Source organism: Streptomyces sp. NPDC006259 (assembly GCF_042870975.1).
GTDB lineage: Bacteria > Actinomycetota > Actinomycetes > Streptomycetales > Streptomycetaceae > Streptomyces.
The window spans coordinates 606,623-624,708 of record NZ_JBIAHY010000003.1; the positions used below are offsets into that span (position 1 = coordinate 606,623).

14 protein-coding genes, 1 pseudogene and 1 riboswitch are annotated in these 18,086 nt (G+C 71.7%); of the genes and pseudogenes, 13 read left to right on the forward strand and 2 right to left on the reverse strand.

Annotated elements, in window-relative coordinates; translation table 11 throughout:
* Positions 1 to 103 precede the first annotated feature (103 nt).
* The 8 genes and pseudogenes from shc (at position 104) to ACFYO5_RS14120 (ending at position 8,721) form a co-directional block, all read left to right on the forward strand.
* Positions 104 to 2,119 carry a squalene--hopene cyclase gene (gene shc / locus ACFYO5_RS14085; protein ID WP_388708253.1) on the forward strand — a complete coding sequence of 672 codons (2,016 nt, stop codon included), beginning with the start codon at positions 104 to 106 and terminating at the stop codon, positions 2,117 to 2,119.
* Positions 2,119 to 2,760 (forward strand): 1-hydroxy-2-methyl-2-butenyl 4-diphosphate reductase, encoded by a 642-nt coding sequence (locus ACFYO5_RS14090; RefSeq protein WP_388708256.1) that lies wholly within the window; start codon positions 2,119 to 2,121, stop codon positions 2,758 to 2,760. Before shc ends, ACFYO5_RS14090 begins: the two co-directional genes overlap by 1 nt.
* A gap of 5 nt (positions 2,761 to 2,765) precedes the next feature.
* Positions 2,766 to 3,788 carry an adenosyl-hopene transferase HpnH gene (hpnH, locus tag ACFYO5_RS14095; protein WP_388708259.1) on the forward strand — a complete coding sequence of 341 codons (1,023 nt, stop codon included), beginning with the start codon at positions 2,766 to 2,768 and terminating at the stop codon, positions 3,786 to 3,788.
* Between the two features lie 4 nt (positions 3,789 to 3,792).
* Positions 3,793 to 4,431, forward strand: a pseudogene (locus ACFYO5_RS14100) (flavodoxin-dependent (E)-4-hydroxy-3-methylbut-2-enyl-diphosphate synthase); the annotation flags it as partial.
* Positions 4,432 to 4,462: 31 nt separating this feature from the next.
* A complete protein-coding gene (gene dxs, locus ACFYO5_RS14105) occupies positions 4,463 to 6,412 on the forward strand; it encodes a 1-deoxy-D-xylulose-5-phosphate synthase (RefSeq protein ID WP_388708262.1) in 1,950 nt (649 codons plus the stop codon).
* On the forward strand, positions 6,409 to 7,794 hold the full coding sequence (locus ACFYO5_RS14110; RefSeq protein ID WP_356566492.1) for an aspartate aminotransferase family protein: 1,386 nt from the start codon (positions 6,409 to 6,411) through the stop codon (positions 7,792 to 7,794). Before dxs ends, ACFYO5_RS14110 begins: the two co-directional genes overlap by 4 nt.
* A 184-nt stretch (positions 7,795 to 7,978) precedes the next feature.
* A complete protein-coding gene (locus ACFYO5_RS14115; protein ID WP_388708265.1) occupies positions 7,979 to 8,602 on the forward strand; it encodes a helix-turn-helix domain-containing protein in 624 nt (207 codons plus the stop codon).
* Positions 8,599 to 8,721: a DUF6126 family protein gene (locus ACFYO5_RS14120; protein ID WP_388708268.1), complete on the forward strand. Its 123-nt coding sequence runs from the start codon at positions 8,599 to 8,601 to the stop codon at positions 8,719 to 8,721. Before ACFYO5_RS14115 ends, ACFYO5_RS14120 begins: the two co-directional genes overlap by 4 nt.
* 24 nt (positions 8,722 to 8,745) lie before the next feature.
* On the opposite strand, the gene ACFYO5_RS14125 is transcribed toward ACFYO5_RS14120, so the two are convergent.
* The gene (locus ACFYO5_RS14125) at positions 8,746 to 9,543 is read right to left on the reverse strand and encodes a tyrosine-protein phosphatase (protein ID WP_388708270.1); all 798 of its coding nucleotides are present in this window, start codon (positions 9,541 to 9,543) and stop codon (positions 8,746 to 8,748) included.
* 845 nt (positions 9,544 to 10,388) lie between these two features.
* Positions 10,389 to 10,550: riboswitch (cyclic di-AMP (ydaO/yuaA leader) on the forward strand.
* A gap of 4 nt (positions 10,551 to 10,554) precedes the next feature.
* Between ACFYO5_RS14125 and ACFYO5_RS14130 the strand changes: the two genes are divergently transcribed.
* From ACFYO5_RS14130 to ACFYO5_RS14145, 4 genes are all read left to right on the forward strand, one after another.
* Entirely contained in the window at positions 10,555 to 11,574 is a 1,020-nt protein-coding gene (locus tag ACFYO5_RS14130; RefSeq protein ID WP_388708273.1) for a peptidoglycan DD-metalloendopeptidase family protein, read from the forward strand.
* A gap of 374 nt (positions 11,575 to 11,948) precedes the next feature.
* A complete protein-coding gene (locus ACFYO5_RS14135; RefSeq protein ID WP_388708275.1) occupies positions 11,949 to 13,868 on the forward strand; it encodes a hypothetical protein in 1,920 nt (639 codons plus the stop codon).
* A gap of 14 nt (positions 13,869 to 13,882) precedes the next feature.
* A complete protein-coding gene (locus ACFYO5_RS14140; protein ID WP_388708277.1) occupies positions 13,883 to 14,596 on the forward strand; it encodes a DUF6250 domain-containing protein in 714 nt (237 codons plus the stop codon).
* A gap of 145 nt (positions 14,597 to 14,741) precedes the next feature.
* Entirely contained in the window at positions 14,742 to 15,527 is a 786-nt protein-coding gene (locus ACFYO5_RS14145; RefSeq protein WP_356566719.1) for an SGNH/GDSL hydrolase family protein, read from the forward strand.
* Positions 15,528 to 15,740: 213 nt separating this feature from the next.
* On the opposite strand, the gene ACFYO5_RS14150 is transcribed toward ACFYO5_RS14145, so the two are convergent.
* Positions 15,741 to 16,361, reverse strand: a complete 621-nt coding sequence (locus ACFYO5_RS14150) for a TetR/AcrR family transcriptional regulator (RefSeq protein ID WP_388708279.1) — start codon at positions 16,359 to 16,361, stop codon at positions 15,741 to 15,743.
* Between the two features lie 437 nt (positions 16,362 to 16,798).
* Between ACFYO5_RS14150 and ACFYO5_RS14155 the strand changes: the two genes are divergently transcribed.
* A complete protein-coding gene (locus tag ACFYO5_RS14155; RefSeq protein WP_388708282.1) occupies positions 16,799 to 18,028 on the forward strand; it encodes an MBL fold metallo-hydrolase in 1,230 nt (409 codons plus the stop codon).
* Positions 18,029 to 18,086: the final 58 nt, after the last annotated feature.

Genomic DNA, 18,086 nt, shown 5'->3' on the forward strand with positions numbered 1-18,086 from the left:
AGCCCTCGCGTAGTCGCCGGCCGGTGACGCGGGAAGAGACGCACCGGCCGACGGCGGACCCACAGCAGACGCAACGACATGCACACTGCACGAAGGGGAAGCCATGACAGCGACGACCGACGGAAGCACCGGGGCGGCCCTGCCGCCCCGCGCTGCCGCGGCCAGCGAAATCCGTATCGACATCCCCGTGGCGGCCGGGGTACAAGAAGCCGCCCAGCGCGCGATGCGGCGCGCGACCGACTTCCTGCTCGCCCGGCAGGACGTCGAGGGCTGGTGGAAGGGCGACCTCGAGACGAACGTCACCATGGACGCCGAGGACCTGCTGCTCCGTCAGTTCCTGGGCATCCTCGACGAGCCGACGACGCACGCCGCCGCCCTCTTCATCCGCGGCGAGCAGCGCGAGGACGGTGCCTGGGCCACCTTCTACGGCGGCCCCGGCGACCTCTCCGCCACCGTCGAGGCCTACGTCGCCCTGCGGCTGGCCGGGGACGAGCCCGACGCGCCGCACATGGCGAGGGCCTCCGCCTGGGTCCGCGACCGGGGCGGGATCGCCGCCGCGCGGGTCTTCACCCGGATCTGGCTGGCGCTGTTCGGCTGGTGGAAGTGGGACGACCTGCCCGAACTCCCGCCGGAACTCATGTACTTCCCGAAGTGGTTCCCGCTCAGCATCTACAACTTCGGCTGCTGGGCCCGGCAGACCATCGTGCCGCTCACCGTCGTCTCGGCCAAGCGCCCGGTGCGTCCGGCGCCGTTCCCCCTGGACGAGCTGCACACCGACCCGGCCGTGCCCAACCCGCCCAGGCCACTGGCGCCCGTGGCCAGTTGGGACGGGCTGTTCCAGCGGCTGGACAAGGTCGTGCGCGGCTACCGCACGGTCGCCGTGCGCCGGCTGCGCAAGGCCGCCCTGAACTCCGCCGCCCGCTGGATCATCGAACGGCAGGAGAACGACGGCTGCTGGGGCGGCATCCAGCCGCCGGCCGTGTACTCGGTCATCGCCCTGTACCTGCTCGGCTACGACCTCGAACACCCCGTGATGCGGGAGGGCCTGAAGTCGCTGGACCGGTACGCGCTGTGGCGCGAGGACGGGGCCCGCATGATCGAGGCCTGCCAGTCACCGGTGTGGGACACCTGCCTGGCCACCATCGCGCTGGCCGACGCGGGGGTGCCGGCCGACCACCCCCAACTGGTCAAGGCGGCCGACTGGATGCTGGGCGAGCAGATCGTGCGGCCCGGCGACTGGTCCGTACGACGTCCCCACCTCCCGCCGGGGGGATGGGCGTTCGAGTTCCACAACGACAACTACCCGGACATCGACGACACCGCCGAGGTGGTCCTGGCGCTGCGCCGGGTCCGCCACCACGACCCGGAGCGGGTGGAGAACGCCATCGGACGCGGGGTGCGCTGGAACCTCGGCATGCAGTCGAAGAACGGCGCCTGGGGCGCCTTCGACGTCGACAACACCAGCCCCTTCCCCAACCGGCTGCCGTTCTGCGACTTCGGCGAGGTCATCGACCCGCCGTCGGCGGACGTCACCGCGCACGTCGTCGAGATGCTCGCGTTCGAAGGCCTCTCGCACGATCCGCGCACCCGGCGCGGCATCGCCTGGCTGCTCGCCGAACAGGAGCCGGAGGGCTCGTGGTTCGGCCGCTGGGGCGTCAACTACCTCTACGGCACCGGCTCGGTGGTGCCCGCGCTCACCGCCGCCGGACTGCCCACCCGGCACCCGGCGATCCGGCGGGCGGTCGCCTGGCTGGAACGCGTCCAGAACGACGACGGCGGCTGGGGCGAGGACCTGCGCTCCTACCAGGACCCCACCCGCTGGAGCGGCCGGGGCGCCTCGACCGCCTCCCAGACCGCCTGGGCGCTGATGGCGCTGCTGGCGGCCGGGGAGAAGGACTCCAGGGCCGTCGAACGGGGCGTCGCCTGGCTCGCCGAGACCCAGCGCGAGGACGGTTCCTGGGACGAGCCGCAGTTCACCGGCACGGGCTTCCCCTGGGACTTCTCCATCAACTACCACCTGTACCGGCAGGTCTTCCCGCTGACCGCGCTCGGCCGGTACGTCCACGGCGAGCCTCTCGCCCCGAAGGCGCCGGTTGCCGTCGAGGCCGAGGGGAGCTGATGAACACGCCGCCCGCCTCCGCCCCGCTGCTGATCGCCTGCGCGCTCGGCATCGAGCACCTCGCCCTGCGCATGGGCGACCGCGGCGGGGCCGGCGGGCCGGTGACCGTGCTGCGCACCGGCATGGGGCCCAGGGCGGCCGAGCGCTCCGTCAGCCGGGTCCTGGCCGACCCGGTGCTCGGCGGGGCGGCCGTGCTCGCCACCGGTTTCTGTGCCGGACTGGCCCCCGGCATGCACCCCGGCGACCTGGTGGTCGCCGAGGAGACCCGCGACCCGCTCGGCACCGTGCCGTGCGTGAACACCGACCTGCTCGTCAAGGAACTCGTGCGCACGCTGCCCGGGCGCACCGTCCACACCGGCCCCCTGACCGGCTCCGACCACGTGGTGCGCGGGCCGGAGCGGTCCGACCTGCTCGCCACCGGCGCGATCGCCGTGGACATGGAGTCCGCGGCCACGCTGCTGAGCGCCGTCCGCGCGGGCCCCCGCCCCGTTGCGGCCGTCCGGGTGGTCGTGGACGCTCCTGAACATGAACTCGTCCGGATCGGCACGGTCCGCGGTGGAATATCGGCTTTCCGTGTCCTTCGTTCCGTCCTGCCTGCATTCTTCGAATGGCACCGCAATGTGCTGCTCCCCCGGAGGTGAGCCAGATGGCCATGCCGCTGCGCCAGTCCGTCAAGGTCGCTACATACTTGGCCGAACAGAAGCTCCGCAAGCGGGAGAAGTTCCCGCTCATCGTGGAGCTGGAACCCCTCTTCGCCTGCAACCTCAAGTGCGAGGGCTGCGGCAAGATCCAGCATCCGGCGGGGGTGCTCAAGCAGCGCATGCCGGTCGCCCAGGCCGTGGGGGCGGTGCTCGAATCCGGTGCTCCGATGGTGTCGATCGCCGGCGGTGAGCCGCTGATGCACCCCCAGATCGATGAGATCGTGCGCCAGTTGGTGGCGAAGAAGAAGTTCGTCTTCCTCTGCACCAACGCTCTGCTGATGCGCAAGAAGATGGAGAGATTCACCCCCTCGCCCTACTTCGCGTTCGCCGTGCACATCGACGGGCTGCGCGAGCGGCACGACGAGTCGGTGGCCAAGGAGGGCGTGTTCGACGAGGCGGTGGAGGCGATCAAGGAGGCCAAGCGACGCGGCTTCCGGGTCACCACCAACTCGACGTTCTTCAACACCGACACCCCCCAGACCATCATCGAGGTGCTCAACTTCCTCAACGACGACCTCAAGGTCGACGAGATGATGATCTCGCCCGCCTACGCCTACGAGAAGGCCCCCGACCAGGAGCACTTCCTCGGCGTGGAGCAGACCCGCGAGCTGTTCAAGAAGGCCTTCTCCGGCGGCAACCGGCGCCGCTGGCGGCTCAACCACTCGCCGCTCTTCCTGGACTTCCTGGAGGGCAAGGTCGACTTCCCGTGCACGGCCTGGGCGATCCCGAACTACTCCCTCTTCGGCTGGCAGCGGCCCTGCTACCTGATGAGTGACGGCTACGTGCCGACGTACCGCGAACTGATCGAGGAGACCGACTGGGACAAGTACGGCCGCGGCAAGGACCCGCGCTGCGCGAACTGCATGGCGCACTGCGGTTACGAGCCCACCGCCGTACTCGCCACCATGGGCTCGCTCAAGGAGTCGCTGCGAGCCATGCGCGAGACGGTCTCCGGGAACCGCGAGTAGTGCCATGACCGCCATGTCCTCGGGCTTCCCCGAGGTACCGGTCCGGCCGATCGCCACGCGGCGCGTGGCGCGGCGGATCCAGGTCGGACCGGTGGCGGTCGGGGGCGGCGACCCGGTTTCGGTGCGGTCGACGACGACGACCCGTACGTCCGACATCGGGACGACACCCCAGCGGATCGCCGAGCTGACCGGGTCCGGCTGCCGGCTCGTCCGCGTCGCCTGCCCCACGCGGTCGCCGAGCGCGCCGCCCGCCGAGGAGGTGGAGGTCGGCATCCAGAGCCTGGAGTCGCTCCACCCCCGGCAGCGCGGGCTGGAGATCGTCTCCTGCCCGTCCCGCGGCCGCGCCCGGGTCGACGTCTGCAAGCCGGCCGACGAGGTCACCGCGGGGCCGGAGGGCATGGCGGTCCCGCTCCGCGTCGCGGTCATGGGAGGTGCGGTCCGAAGGTCCCGGCGAGGCGCGGGAGGCGGACCTGGGGGTCGCCTCCGGCCACGGCAAGGGGCATCTCCTCGTCAGGGGCGAGGTCGTCAGGACCTCCTCCCCGAGTCGGAGATCGAGGAGACCTTCGTCGAGGAGGCGATGAGGATCGCCGAACGGAAGGAACAGGACGGCGTCGTCTCGGGGGAGCCGGCCGTCACCGTGAGTCGAACAGCACGGACCGAGAGGGGGCCCGAGCGTGACGATCCTGGAGAACATTCGGCAACCACGCGACCTGAAGGCGCTGTCCGAGGAGGAACTCGGCGACCTGGCCGGTGAGATCAGGGAGTTCCTGGTGCAGGCGGTCGCCAGGACCGGGGGACACCTCGGACCCAATCTGGGAGTGGTGGAACTGACCATCGCCCTGCACCGGGTCTTCGAGTCGCCGGTCGACCGCATCCTGTGGGACACCGGCCACCAGAGCTATGTGCACAAACTCCTGACGGGACGCCAGGACTTCTCCAAGCTGCGCGGCAAGGGCGGACTGTCCGGCTATCCCTCGCGCGAGGAGTCCGAGCACGACGTCATCGAGAACAGCCACGCCTCCACCGCCCTCGGCTGGGCCGACGGCCTCGCCAAGGCCCGCCAGGTGCGGGGCGAGGAGGGCCATGTCGTGGCGGTCGTCGGTGACGGCGCGCTCACCGGCGGCATGGCCTGGGAGGCCCTGAACAACATCGCGGCAGCCAGGGACAGGCCGCTGATCATCGTCGTCAACGACAACGAACGCTCCTACGCCCCGACCATCGGCGGCCTCGCCGACCATCTGGCCACCCTGCGCACCACCGACGGCTACGAGAGGGTGCTGGCCTGGGGGAAGGACGTACTGCTGCGCACGCCCGTCGTCGGGAACACCGTCTACGAGTCGCTGCACGGCGCGAAGAAGGGCTTCAAGGACGCCTTCGCCCCGCAGGGCATGTTCGAGGACCTCGGGCTGAAGTACGTCGGTCCCGTCGACGGGCATGACGTGGGGGCCGTCGAGTCGGCGCTGCGGCGGGCCAGGCGCTTCCACGGTCCGGTGCTGGTGCACTGCCTCACCGAGAAGGGCCGCGGCTACGAGCCCGCCCTCGCGCACGAGGAGGACCACTTCCACACCGTCGGGGTGATGGACCCGCTGACCTGCGCGCCGCTCGCCCCGGCCGGCGCCCCCTCCTGGACGTCCGTGTTCGGCGACGAGATCGTGCGGATCGGACGGGAACGCGACGACGTGGTGGCGATCACCGCCGCCATGCTGCACCCGGTCGGCCTCGGCGAGTTCGCCGCCCGCTTCCCCGACCGGGTGTGGGACGTCGGGATCGCCGAACAGCACGCGACGGTGTCCGCGGCCGGGCTGGCCACCGGCGGACTGCACCCCGTCGTCGCCGTCTACGCCACCTTCCTCAACCGCGCCTTCGACCAGCTGTTGATGGACGTGGCCCTGCACCGCTGCGGGGTCACCTTCGTCCTCGACCGCGCCGGGGTCACCGGGGTCGACGGCGCCTCCCACAACGGCGTGTGGGACATGTCCGTCCTCCAGGTCGTCCCCGGACTCCGGATCGCCGCCCCGCGCGACGCCGACCAGCTGCGCGCGCAGCTCCGGGAGGCGGTCGCCGTGGACGACGCCCCCACCCTGATCCGCTTCCCGAAGGAGTCGGTCGGCCCCCGCGTCCCGGCCGTCGGCCAGGTCGGCGGCATGGACGTCCTGCACCGCGGCGCGGCGCCGGAGGTCCTCCTGGTCGCCGTCGGCGTCATGGCGCCGACCTGCCTCGGGGCCGCCGAACTGCTGGAGGCCCGCGGCATCGGCTGCACGGTGGTCGACCCGCGCTGGGTCAAGCCCGTGGACCAGGCCCTGCCCGGCCTCGCCGCCGAGCACCGTCTGGTGGCCGTCGTCGAGGACAACAGCCGGGCCGCGGGAGTCGGTTCGGCCGTCGCCCTGGCGCTGGGGGACGCCGAGGTCGACGTGCCCGTACGGCGGTTCGGCATCCCGGAGCAGTTCCTCGCGCACGCCAAGCGGGCCGAGGTGCTCGCCGACATCGGCCTCACGCCGGTCGAGATCGCCGGGCGCATCAGTGCGAGCCTGGCCGTCCGCGACGCGGGCGGCCCCGACAAGAAGGCGACCGACGGCCCCACCGACGGGACGGCCGACGGCCCGGTCAAGGAGACACCGCGATGACCACGGAGTTCGACCTCGGCGCGCTGCTGGCCGAGCGCGGAGCCGAACGCTACGAGCTGCACGGCAGATACCTCAACCACCAACTGCCGCGCATGCTGCACACCATCGGCTTCGACAAGGTCTACGAGCGGGGCGAGGGCGCGTACTTCTGGGACGCGGAGGGCAACGACTACCTGGACATGCTCGCCGGGTTCGGGGTGATGGGCCTGGGCCGCCACCACCCCGTCGTCCGCAAGGCGCTGCACGACGTCCTCGACGCCTCGCTCGCCGACCTCACCCGCTTCGACTGCCAGCCGCTGCCCGGACTGCTGGCGGAGAAGCTCCTCACCCACAGTCCGCACCTGGACCGGGTGTTCTTCGGCAACAGCGGCACGGAGGCCGTCGAGACCGCGCTGAAGTTCGCCCGGTACGCCACCGGGAAACCGAGGGTCCTGTACTGCGACCACGCCTTCCACGGCCTCACCACGGGTTCCCTCTCCGTCAACGGCGAGGACGGGTTCCGGGACGGCTTCGCCCCGCTGCTGCCCGACACGGCCGTACCCCTCGGCGATCTCGACGCGCTGGCGCGGGAGTTGGCGAAGGGCGACGTGGCCGCCCTGATCGTCGAGCCGATCCAGGGCAAGGGGGTGCACGAGGCCCCGCCCGGCTATCTGCGCTCCGCCCAGGAACTGCTGCACCGGCACAAGGCGCTGCTCATCGCCGACGAGGTGCAGACCGGCCTCGGCCGGACCGGCGACTTCTACGCCTACCAGCACGAGGAGGGCGTCGAACCCGACCTGGTCTGCGTCGCCAAGGCGCTGTCCGGCGGCTACGTGCCGGTCGGCGCGACGCTGGGTAAGGACTGGATCTTCCGGAAGGTCTACTCGTCCATGGACCGGGTGCTCGTCCACTCGGCGAGCTTCGGGTCCAACGCGCAGGCCATGGCGGCGGGGCTCGCCGTGCTGTCCGTCATGGAGAACGAGCAGGTCGTCGCCGGCGCCCGCGTGACGGGCGAACTGCTGAAGTCCCGGCTCACGGCGCTGATCGACAAGTACGAGCTGCTCGCCGACGTCCGCGGCCGGGGCCTGATGATCGGCATCGAGTTCGGCAAGCCGCGGTCGCTGAAGCTGCGCAGCCGCTGGACCATGCTCCAGGCGGCCCGCAAGGGCCTGTTCGCGCAGATGGTGGTCGTCCCGCTGCTCCAGCGGCACCGCATCCTCACCCAGGTCTCCGGCGACCACCTGGAGGTGATCAAGCTGATCCCACCGCTGGTCGTGGGCGAACGGGAGGTGGACCGGTTCGTGGACGCCTTCACCGAGGTGATGGACGACGCGCACAACGGTGGCGGGCTGGTCTGGGACTTCGGCCGCACGCTGATCAAGCAGGCGGTGGCGAACCGGTAGGTTCACGCGGGCTGGGGGGGGTGAGAGGCTGAGGGGGTGACGGCCCGACGGGCTGCTGGGCCCTTGCTCCGGCGGTACGCTTCGGTCTGTTTCGCGCCGGGTCGCGCGGAACCCGTACCTCACCGAGGTTTGCCTCTGAGGCAACAAAATTGCCGCAGGGGCAAACTTCCGGCTGAATAGAGGCATGAGCCACCCTGTCCCGGATCCCGGGTCCGAGCCGGTCGGCGACCTGGGAGTCGTCGCCCCGCAACTGCGGGCCCTGCGCCGACGCGCCACCCTCACCCTGGAGGCGGCGGCCCGCGCCGCCGGGCTGTCACCGGCCCACCTCTCCCGCCTGGAGACCGGGCAGCGCCAGCCCTCGCTGCCGATGCTGCTCGCGCTCGCCCGTATCTACGGTACGACCGTCTCCGAGCTGCTCGGGGAAACGGTCGCGGGCCGGGACGCCGTCGTGCGCACGGCCGACATGGAACCCACCCACGCGGGCGGCTGGACGTACTGGCAGTCCGGGGCGCCGGGGCGGGGCATGCAGGCGCTGCGGGTGCAGGTGCCGTACGGCTCACAGGGCGACATGGTGCGGGTGCATCCCGGTGAGGAGTGGCTGCACGTCCTGCGCGGACGGCTGCGGCTGCGCCTCGGTGACACCACCCACCTGCTCGGCCCCGGGGACAGCGCGCACTTCGACTCGCTGACCCCGCACCGCATCGCGGCCCAGGACCCCGACGGGGTCGACCTGCTCTTCGTCCACACCCTGTTGCAGAGTCCGACGGCCGCACTGTGCCTCGGCCCCAACCCTGGAGAGACGCCATGACCGACATGGAGGACAAGTTCCCCCGGAGCCTGTGGATCCGGCTGATCATCTACATCGCGGTGGGACACGTCTTCGCCGGGTTCCTCTGGCTGCTGTTCGAGGTCGGCGCCAACCAGTAGCCGACGGGCGCCGGGAGTGCTCGCTCAGTCGAGCAGACGCTCCCGGAGCCGCTCGCGGGTCTCCGGGGCCAGGCCGAGACCCTGCTCCAGGTAGGCGTCGACCCCGCCCCAGGTCTCCTCGACGGTCTCGAGCGCGGCCGCGAGGTACTCGGCGCGGGCGTCGAAGAGCGGGCTGAGCAGCTCCATCACCTCGGGGGAGTACGCCTCTGCGGACGTGCTGCTGCGGCGCACCTTGTAACGGCGGTGCTTGGCGTTGGACTCCAGGTAGTCCGTCAGGATCGCCTCGCGTTCCACGCCCAGCGCGAGCAGTGTCACGGCGACGGACAGACCCGCGCGGTCCTTGCCCGCCGCACAGTGCATCAGCGCCGGGACGCTGTCCTCGGCGAGGGCGTGCAGCACGCGGGAGTGCTCGCCCGTGCGCTCCTTCACGATCGAGCGGTAGGACGCGATCATCCGGCCGGCCGCCTTGCCGTCGCCGAGGATCTCGCGCAGTTGGTCGATGTGGCCGTCGCGGACCATCTTCCAGAACTCGGAGCCGTCCGCCGGGTCGGAGAGCGGGAGATTCACATTGCGCACGCCCGGCAGCTCGACGTCCGGGCCCTCCAGCTTCTGGTCCGCCGCGTTGCGGAAGTCGAAGACCGTGTGCAGGCCCAGCGAGGAGAGGAACGCGGCGTCCTCGGCGGTGGCGTGCGCGAGATGTCCGCTGCGGAACAGCACACCGTGGCGGACCCGTCGGCCGTCGACGGTCGGCAGACCGCCCACGTCACGGAAGTTCCGTACCCCGGCCAGCTCGGGTTCGGTCGACGGGATCTGCTGCGTCACGGGGGCTCCTCCCGGTCGTCGGTTCCGGTCGGCGCGGCTCGACATGGCCACCGGAACACCTCCTGACCATACGACATGGATGCCTGGGGCAAACGGGCTCTCCACCACGGTTTCCGGCGGTCGCGGCGCCTCCGGCGGTCGCGGGGCACGGAGGGCATGTCGGGTGCCCGAAGGGCGGGCAAGAGGTGCCGGGCGCACGCCCCTGTCAGGTGTGGCTCCGGCGTCCGGCATTCGCAGCACGGACGAACAGGTGCGGAATTCGGCGAAACGGTCCGGTCGGACTCGCCCCGCGTGCGTAATGGGCCGGGCGACCCCGGAACGGGCCGGTGGCGCTTGTGCTGGGTTACGCGGCCCGTCACGGGTTACCCGGGGCCGCAATGGGCTGGGCGCGCTCGGAAAGGAATGAGCGCGCTCGGCCCGGATATAGCGAATGAAATGCCGTGAAACGGGCGATGTTCACCGGCCGCGATGTGTCATATCGCGAGGTGCGCGGCGAGATGTGCGGCTACCTCGATGCGGCGGTTATCCGCCTGTGTCGCATGTGGGGGTTCTGTCCGAATTGAAGCCTTCATTCCCACTCGCGCTGAATTACGGGACTATGGGGGCAGGGTGCGTGAGCAGGGTCATATTCGTGACCCTGCGTCGTCCGTCATGTTCACGTAATGCTGTTGTTTTCCCAGGGTGTTCACCGGGAAATCGGCCTCTCCATTCACGCAGGGTGACGGAGAATTCCCGCAGGGGATCAAGGGAATGACGCGGGGAGTACAACCTTCGCTTGTGGCTGTGCGTCGTGGTCGCTTACGTTCCACACCAATCCGGACGGACGCCCAATCCTGCCGCCGCCCGGAACCCGCACACTCACCCGTGAACGGCAGGAGCGGGGGACCCACAGGCAGTACCGCCTGTTCCGGTCTCCGGAACGGCTAGGGGTACAGCCGCGCCTCGGCGCGGCCGGACATCTCCAGTCCGCACCCGACAGCTCACCTCGCAGGCGCCGGAGAGGAATTCGTCATGCCCGCCAAGGGTAAGCACCGCCGTCCGAAGCCCCAGCGCTTCACCCGCTCCATCGCCGCCGCCGGAACCGGCGGCGCCGCGCTCGCCCTCCCGCTCATGGGGGCCACCGGTGCGCACGCCGCGCCGTCCCAGTCGGCGGCGCAGTCGCTCTCCCCCGTCTCCGCCGTTTCCCCGCTCTCCTCCGTCCCGGAAAAGGCCGTCGAGGCCGTCCCGGTGGCGCAGAAGTCCGCGAAGTCCGCCACGGGCGCCAAGACCTACACGGTGCGGTCCGGCGACTACCTCTCGAAGATCGCCGACGAGCAGGACGTCAGCGGCGGCTGGACCCGTCTCTACGCGGACAACCGCGAGGCCGTCGGCGACAACCCGTCGCTGATCCACCCGGGTCTGAAGCTGTCGATCGGTGAGCGGGCCGCGGCGGGCACGACCAAGTCGCCGTCGGGTCCCTCTGGTTCCTCCGGTTCGTCCACCCCGTCGAAGAAGTCCTCGGGCTCCTCCACGAAGTCGTCCTCCTCGGCCTCGTCCGGGAAGTCCTCCTCCTCGGACTCGGCCAAGTCGTCCTCGGCGAAGGCGTCCACGACGCAGGCCGCCGGGAACACCACCGCCGCCACCGGCTTCACCCTCCCGGTGTCCGGCGCGACCGTCGGCACGCCGTACAGGATGTCCGGCAGCATGTGGTCCAGCGGCTACCACACCGGTGTCGACTTCGTGGTCCCGACCGGCACCTCGCTCAAGGCCGTCGGCGCGGGCACGGTCGTCTCCGCCGGCTGGGGCGGCGCGTACGGCAACCAGGTCGTCATCAGGCTCGCCGACGGCTACTACGCCCAGTACGCCCACCTGTCCTCGCTCTCCGTCTCGGCCGGCCAGTCCGTCTCCGCCGGTCAGCAGGTCGGCCTCTCCGGTGCCACCGGCAACGTGACCGGCCCGCACCTGCACTTCGAGATCCGCACCGGTCCCGACTACGGCTCGGACGTCGACCCGCTCGCCTACCTCCGCTCGCACGGCGTCTCCGTCGGCTGACGTATCGCTCGCCCGGCGTCCCGTCGGCTGACGTACCGCTCGCCCGGCGTCGCGTCGGCCGACGTACCGCCCGTACGGCGTCCCGTCGGCCGACCGACGTACCGCTCGACCTTCCGCCTCCACCTGACACGCCGCCGAAGGCCGGACCCCGTTCCCGGGGTCCGGCCTTCGGCGTTTCCGAGGACCCGCATCGGTCCTCGCGGCTGGTCGACTTTGCGCGTTCATGATCGTTCTGTTGCGGTCTCATGGCGAGTCCGCCCGAGGCGTCGACAGGCGGGGCAGGGTGGGGACACAGTGGCGGAACGGAACGGCAAGCGCTTTCTACTCGCGCGCCCAGTCCGTCTCACGCAGCCCCGTGTCACGAAGGAGCCCCGGTGCACGCCACCCCACGCCGAAGAACCGTCACCGTCGCCGCGACCGCGGCGGCCCTGCTGGCGGGGCTGACCGCCGCACCGGCCGGCGTTCAGGCGGCCTCGGCGCACGCCGGGCAGCCGCGCCGCGTCGTCGAGAACCTCGACCGCGGACTGGTCGCCGTCCCGGCCGCCGGGGAGACCTTCCTCAGCTGGCGGCTGCTCGGCACCGAGTACGCCCGCCACGGCGACGCGATCGCCTTCGACGTGTACAAGAACGGCCGCCGCCTCAACCGCGAACCGGTCAGGAAGTCCACGACGTACCGCGACGCGACCCCCGGCAAGGGCGCCTACACCGTCCGCGCGGTCGTCGACGGGCGCGCGTCACGGCCGAGTTCCCCCGCCCTCGACTTCACCCACGGCTACGCCGAGATACCGCTCGCCGCCGCCGACGGCTACACCGTCCAGCACGCCTGGCCCGGCGACCTCGACGGCGACGGACGGTACGAACTCGTCGTCAGCCGGCTCCACGGGACCAGGGACCGTCCCGATCTGCTGGAGGCGTACACCCTCACCGGCGAGCAGCTGTGGCGGGTCGACCTCGGCCCCGGCTCCTACACGCAGGTCGGCGGGAACGGTGCCAACGACCCCGCGCCCGCCGCGATCAGCGGATCCACCGCGATCGGCGGCTACCGCAACGACGACAACGTCACGGTGTACGACCTCGACAGCGACGGGAAGGCCGAGGTGCTGGTCCACACGGCCGCCGGGACCACCTTCGCGGACGGTGCCCGCGTCACCGCCGACTCGCCCGCCGACCAGTTCGTCTCGGTGATCGACGGCGCGACCGGCACCGAGCGCACCCGGCAGCCCGTCCCCGACGACTTCGTCGCCGACGGCCCCTCGGGCGGCCACTTCGGCATCGCCCACCTCGACGGCGAACACCCCAGCCTCGTCACCAAGTCGGTCACCCGCGTCGGCGCCCGGCGCGGCGCCTTCCGCACCCTGTTCCAGACCTGGGACTACGACGGCACCGAGCTGACCCGCCGCTGGAAGTACGTCGTGGACCCGGCCTCCGGCGCGACCAGCTTCCACCAGATCCGCACGGTCGACGTCGACCAGGACGGCCGGGACGAGATCGCCGACGGCAACTACGTCGTCAACAGCGACGGCACCCTGCGCTATGTGGTCGACGGCGCCATCCACGGCGACCGCTTCTCCATCGCCGACCTGGACCCGGCCCGCCCCGGCCTGGAGGGCTTCGCCATCCAGCAGTCCGAACTGGGCGTCGTCTCGAACTTCCCCTGGTACTACTACGACGCCGACACGGGGGAGCGGCTGGTGACCGGCGCGCACCCGGCGAACCCGGTGAGCGACGCCGACCTCGACGTCGGCCGCGGCAGCGCCGCCGACATCGACCCGGGCCACCCCGGCTCCGAGTACTGGACCTCCACCGCGGACGTCACCCGGCCCGGCGCCGGTGTCTTCAACGTGCGGGACGGCAAGGTGTCCGGCACGACTCCCAGCGTCAACTTCCGCATCTGGTGGGACGGTGACAAGACGTCGGAGCTGCTCGACCTCACCCACGTCGAGAAGTGGGACCCCGCCACCGAGACGGCCACCAGGATCTTCGAACCGGCGGGCGTGGTGTCCGGCGCCCGCAACGCCACCCCCTTCTACGGCGACCTGGTCGGCGACTGGCGCGAGGAGATCCTCGCCGAGACCGCCGACCACACCGCCCTGCGCCTGTACACCACGACCGAGCCGACGAGCACCCGCGTCTACACCCTCGCGCAGAACCCCGCCTACCGGCTCGGCTGGACCGTGCGCGGCTACCTCCAGTCGACGTACCCCGACTACTACCTCGGCACCGAGACCCGTCGCATCCCCGAACCACGCGTCACCACGCCCGCCGTCACCCCGCCCGCCGTCACCACGCCCTGAAGGGGCCGCTTCCCATGACCACCACCCGCAGAACCTTCGGCGCCCTGGCCGCCGGCGCCGCCCTGGCCGCACTCGCCCCCGCGACCGCCGCGAGCGCCGTCCCCCGCCACCGCCGTCCGATCGCCCACGACGACTTCCGCCACGGCCTCGGCCGGTGGGCCGTCGAACTCGAGAAGGGCGGCACCGTCACCGCCTCCCGCGGCATCCTGGAGGTCGACGTGCCCGCCGGCGCGACGATCTGGTTCAAGGAGCGCCTCGAAGGGCCGTACGTCCTGGAGTACACGGCCACCCCCGTCTCCGAGGGCGGCGTCAACGACCGCGTCTCGGACCTCAACAACTTCTGGAACGCCGTCGACGCCCGTTCCCCGGACGACCTCTTCGCCACTCCGCGCGGCGGTGCCCTCGCCGAGTACGACCACCTCAGGACGTACTACGTCGGCTACGGCGCCAACACCAACACCACCACCCGGCTGCGCCGTTACGTCGGCCAGGCCGGGGTGCGGCCGCTGGTCCTCGACTACACCCGGCCGCTGCTGGTGGCGAACGCGCCGCACCACGTCCGCATCGTCTCCGACGGCTCCACCGTCCGGTGGTGGAACAACGGGCGGCTCGTCTTCGACTACACCGACCCCGAGCCGTACACGTCCGGGCACTTCGCCTTCCGCACCACCTGGAGTCATTTCCGGATCAGTGAATTCCGGGTGTGGTCGTTGCATCGACGCGACTGAGGAGGGCCTTATTCCCTCATTGGCCAAGTCTTTAGGAGTGTCTTATCTCACCGTCCGTCAACCCCTTCCTACGGTCGCGTAAGTCACATTCGAAGGTGAATCATGAACGGTTGTGGCAGACGATTCGAAGAATGACGACAGCTCAGTGATCGGGTCGTACGTGGCGCTGGGGGACAGCTTCACCGAAGGCGTCGGCGACCCCGGCCCCGACGGAGCGTTCGTCGGCTGGGCCGACCGGTTCGCGGTACTGCTCGCGGACCGGCGGCCCGAGGGCGACTTCCGGTACGTGAACCTGGCGGTGCGCGGCAAGCTGCTCGACCAGATCGTGGAGGACCAGCTCCCGCGGGCCGTCGAGCTGGCTCCGGACCTGGTCTCCTTCTGCGCGGGCGGCAACGACATCCTCCGGCCCGGCACCGACCCCGACGAGGTCGCCGAACGCTTCGAGCGGGCGATCGCGGCCCTGACCTCCGTGGCCGGCAAGGTCATGGTGACGACCGGGTTCGACACCCGTGGCGTCCCCGTGCTCAGGCATCTGCGCGGCAAGATCGCCACCTACAACGGGCATGTGCGCGCCGTCGCCGACCGGTACGGCTGCCCGGTCCTCGACCTGTGGTCCCTGAAGTCCATCCAGGACCGACGGGCCTGGGACGGCGACCGGCTCCACCTCGGCGCGGAGGGGCACACGCGCGTGGCGCTGCGCGCCGGTCAGATCCTCGGCCTGGAGGTGCCCGCCGACCCGGAGCAGCCCTGGCCGCAGCTCCCGCCGCGCGGCACCCTCGAGATCCGGCGCGACGACGTGCAGTGGGCGCGCGAGTACCTGGTGCCGTGGATCGGGCGACGACTGCGCGGGGAGTCCTCGGGCGACCACGTCATCGCCAAGGGCACGCTCTCGCCCGACGACATCAAGATGCGGATCGCGCCGGTGGCATGAGCCACCGGCGGGCTGCGAGGGTGACGCGGGGGCCGGCCGTTCCCCTGGTGCGGCCGGCCGCACCGGCCGGTGGGGCGAGCGCGGGAGCGGTGGCCTCGCCGGGCCCGTCGGCACTGCCGGGACGACCGCAGGTCCCTCGCCTTCACGGGCCGTTCGCCCGCGCGACGGCGCCGGAGACGGTGACGCCGATGGACGCACTCCACTGACTCCGCCTCAGCGCTCCCGGACGCTCGACGTCTCCGGTTCCAGGCCGAGTTCCCGGGTGACGGCCTCCTCCACCCATTCCTGCGCGCGGCTGCGGGGCACGGCGCCGTCGTAGGACGTGAGCTGTACGGCCAGGCCGTCGAGGAGGGCCGTCAGGCGCAGGGCCGTCCCGGCCGGGTCCGGACAGCGGAACTCACCCGCGGCCACGCCCTCCGCGATCACCTCGGCGAGCGCCGCCTTCCACCGCCGGTCCAGGTCACGGGCGACGTCCCGAAGGGCGGGTTCGCGCAGCGACACCGCCCAGCCCTCGATCCACAACCGCCAGCCCTTGGCCGGTCCGGTGGGGGCGTACCAGCGCACCGCCGACCGCAGCCGGCGCAGCGCGGTGGTCCGCCGGCCGAGCAGTTCGCGCAGACGGGCCAGGTCGGCCTCGGCGGCGTAGGCGAACGCGTCGGCGACCAGCCGTTCCTTGGTGGAGAAGTGGTAGAGCACCAGCGCGTTGCTCACACCGAGCGCCGAGGCCACGTCGGCGATCCTGACCGCCGCCACGCCCCGCGCCTCGATCTGCTCGATGGCCGCCCGCAGCAATTCCTCGCGCCGCTCGGCAACACTCAACCGGACCCTTGCCACGCCGTCACCCTACACAGGGCCCGCGACCTGCGGCGACGCCGTCGGAAGCGCCGGTCGGACCGCTCCACGGCGGCCGTCAGGCGCTGCCCGGCGATCGTCCGCGCGGCCCGGCGAGGGGAGGTGGCGAACGCTCCCGCGCCGTCACGGGTGCGACCAGGGCGAGCGTCGAGCGGCGCGCGTGTGGAGGCGGGCGGCCAGGTGTCCGCGCCGACGGAGCCGAGCAGCGCCCACCGCCGGGCGTCCCGGAGTCGACGACGGCGTCCGGCACGACGCTCACCCCGCGCGCGTGCGGGGGCTCCTCAGCGCCGGGCAGTACCGGAGGGCATCGCGCCGGCGCCGCGTCGACGTGCTGCGGCCGGCTCTCCACCAGGGCGGTCGGGAGTCTGTCGGACCGGCCGACCATAATGGAATCCTCAGCGACTCCCCCTGGAGGTACCGTGCCCGGATTCCGTTCCCTGAGCCCCGGGCTCCGCGCTCTGCAGCCCGAGGCCTTCGGCGCGGACCCGAGCGGTGAGCGCATGGCGCGTATCCGCAGATCACCCCACTTCGAGAACGGGGTCTTCCAGAACCCCGGCGGCCTCGGCGCGCGGATCCGGCCCTCGGGTTCCGCGCTCGACTTCGCCAAGGCCTTCTTCGACAGGGGTACGCGTCCCCGCCGCGCTCCCTCCGGGGCGGTCCCGGTGCACCCCACCACGCTCGCCGACCTGGCCCGGCCGCCCGCCACGGGCCTGCGCCTGACCTGGATGGGGCACTCCAGCGTGCTCGCGGAGATCGACGGCCACCGGGTGCTGTTCGACCCGGTCTGGGGCGAGCGCTGCTCCCCCTTCCCGTTCGCCGGCCCCAAGCGGCTGCACCCGGCCCCGCTGCCGCTGGCCACCCTCGGCCCGGTCGACGTCGTCGTCATCTCGCACGACCACTACGACCACCTAGACCTGCCCACGATCAAGGCGCTGGCCGGCACGGACACCCTGTTCGCGGTGCCGCTCGGCGTCGGAGCCCATCTCGAACACTGGGGGGTGTCCGCGGACCGGCTGCGCGAACTGGACTGGCACGAGGCGACCGAGGTCGGCGGCCTCACCCTCACCGCCACCCCGGCCCGCCACTTCTGCGGCCGCGGTCTGCGCAACACCCAGCACACCCTGTGGGCCTCCTGGTCCGTCGCCGGCGACCAGCACCGGATCTTCCACAGCGGTGACACCGGCTACTTCGACGGCTTCAAGGACATCGGCGCCGCGTACGGCCCCTTCGACGCCACGATGATCCAGATAGGGGCGTACTCGGACCTGTGGCCGGACATCCACATGACCCCCGAGGAGGGGCTGCGCGCCCACCTGGACCTCCAGGGCGGACCGAGCGGGGTGATCCTGCCCATCCACTGGGCCACCTTCAATCTGGCCACGCACGCGTGGTCGGACCCGGGGGAGGGCACCCTGGCCGCCGCGCGCGCCGCCGGCACGCGGGTCGCGCTGCCCCGTCCCGGCGAGCCGTTCGAGCCCACCGCGGAGACCGTGCCCGCCGAGCCGTGGTGGCGTGCCGTGGCGCTCGCCCCGGCGGGCGGATGGGCCGAACCGCAGCCGGAAGCAAAGGCCACGGCAGATACGGGGAGTGACATCTCGGAGAACGCGGCGGAGGACGGGGACGCTCCGGAGGTCGTCCCGGCGAGCTGACCGGACCGCCGGAGCCCGACTCGGCCGCCCGACGACGGGGCCGGGGAGCGAACAGCTC

Bases quoted from the DNA above. Each gene is read 5' to 3' on its own strand.
- ACFYO5_RS14110 (WP_356566492.1), top strand. From the start codon at position 6,409: ATGACCACGGAGTTCGACCTCGGCGCGCTGCTGGCCGAGCGCGGAGCC.
- ACFYO5_RS14130 (WP_388708273.1), top strand. From the start codon at position 10,555: ATGCCCGCCAAGGGTAAGCACCGCCGTCCGAAGCCCCAGCGCTTCACC.
- ACFYO5_RS14120 (WP_388708268.1), top strand. From the start codon at position 8,599: ATGACCGACATGGAGGACAAGTTCCCCCGGAGCCTGTGGATCCGGCTG.
- ACFYO5_RS14140 (WP_388708277.1), top strand. From the start codon at position 13,883: ATGACCACCACCCGCAGAACCTTCGGCGCCCTGGCCGCCGGCGCCGCC.
- hpnH (WP_388708259.1), top strand. From the start codon at position 2,766: ATGGCCATGCCGCTGCGCCAGTCCGTCAAGGTCGCTACATACTTGGCC.
- ACFYO5_RS14090 (WP_388708256.1), top strand. From the start codon at position 2,119: ATGAACACGCCGCCCGCCTCCGCCCCGCTGCTGATCGCCTGCGCGCTC.
- shc (WP_388708253.1), top strand. From the start codon at position 104: ATGACAGCGACGACCGACGGAAGCACCGGGGCGGCCCTGCCGCCCCGC.
- ACFYO5_RS14115 (WP_388708265.1), top strand. From the start codon at position 7,979: ATGAGCCACCCTGTCCCGGATCCCGGGTCCGAGCCGGTCGGCGACCTG.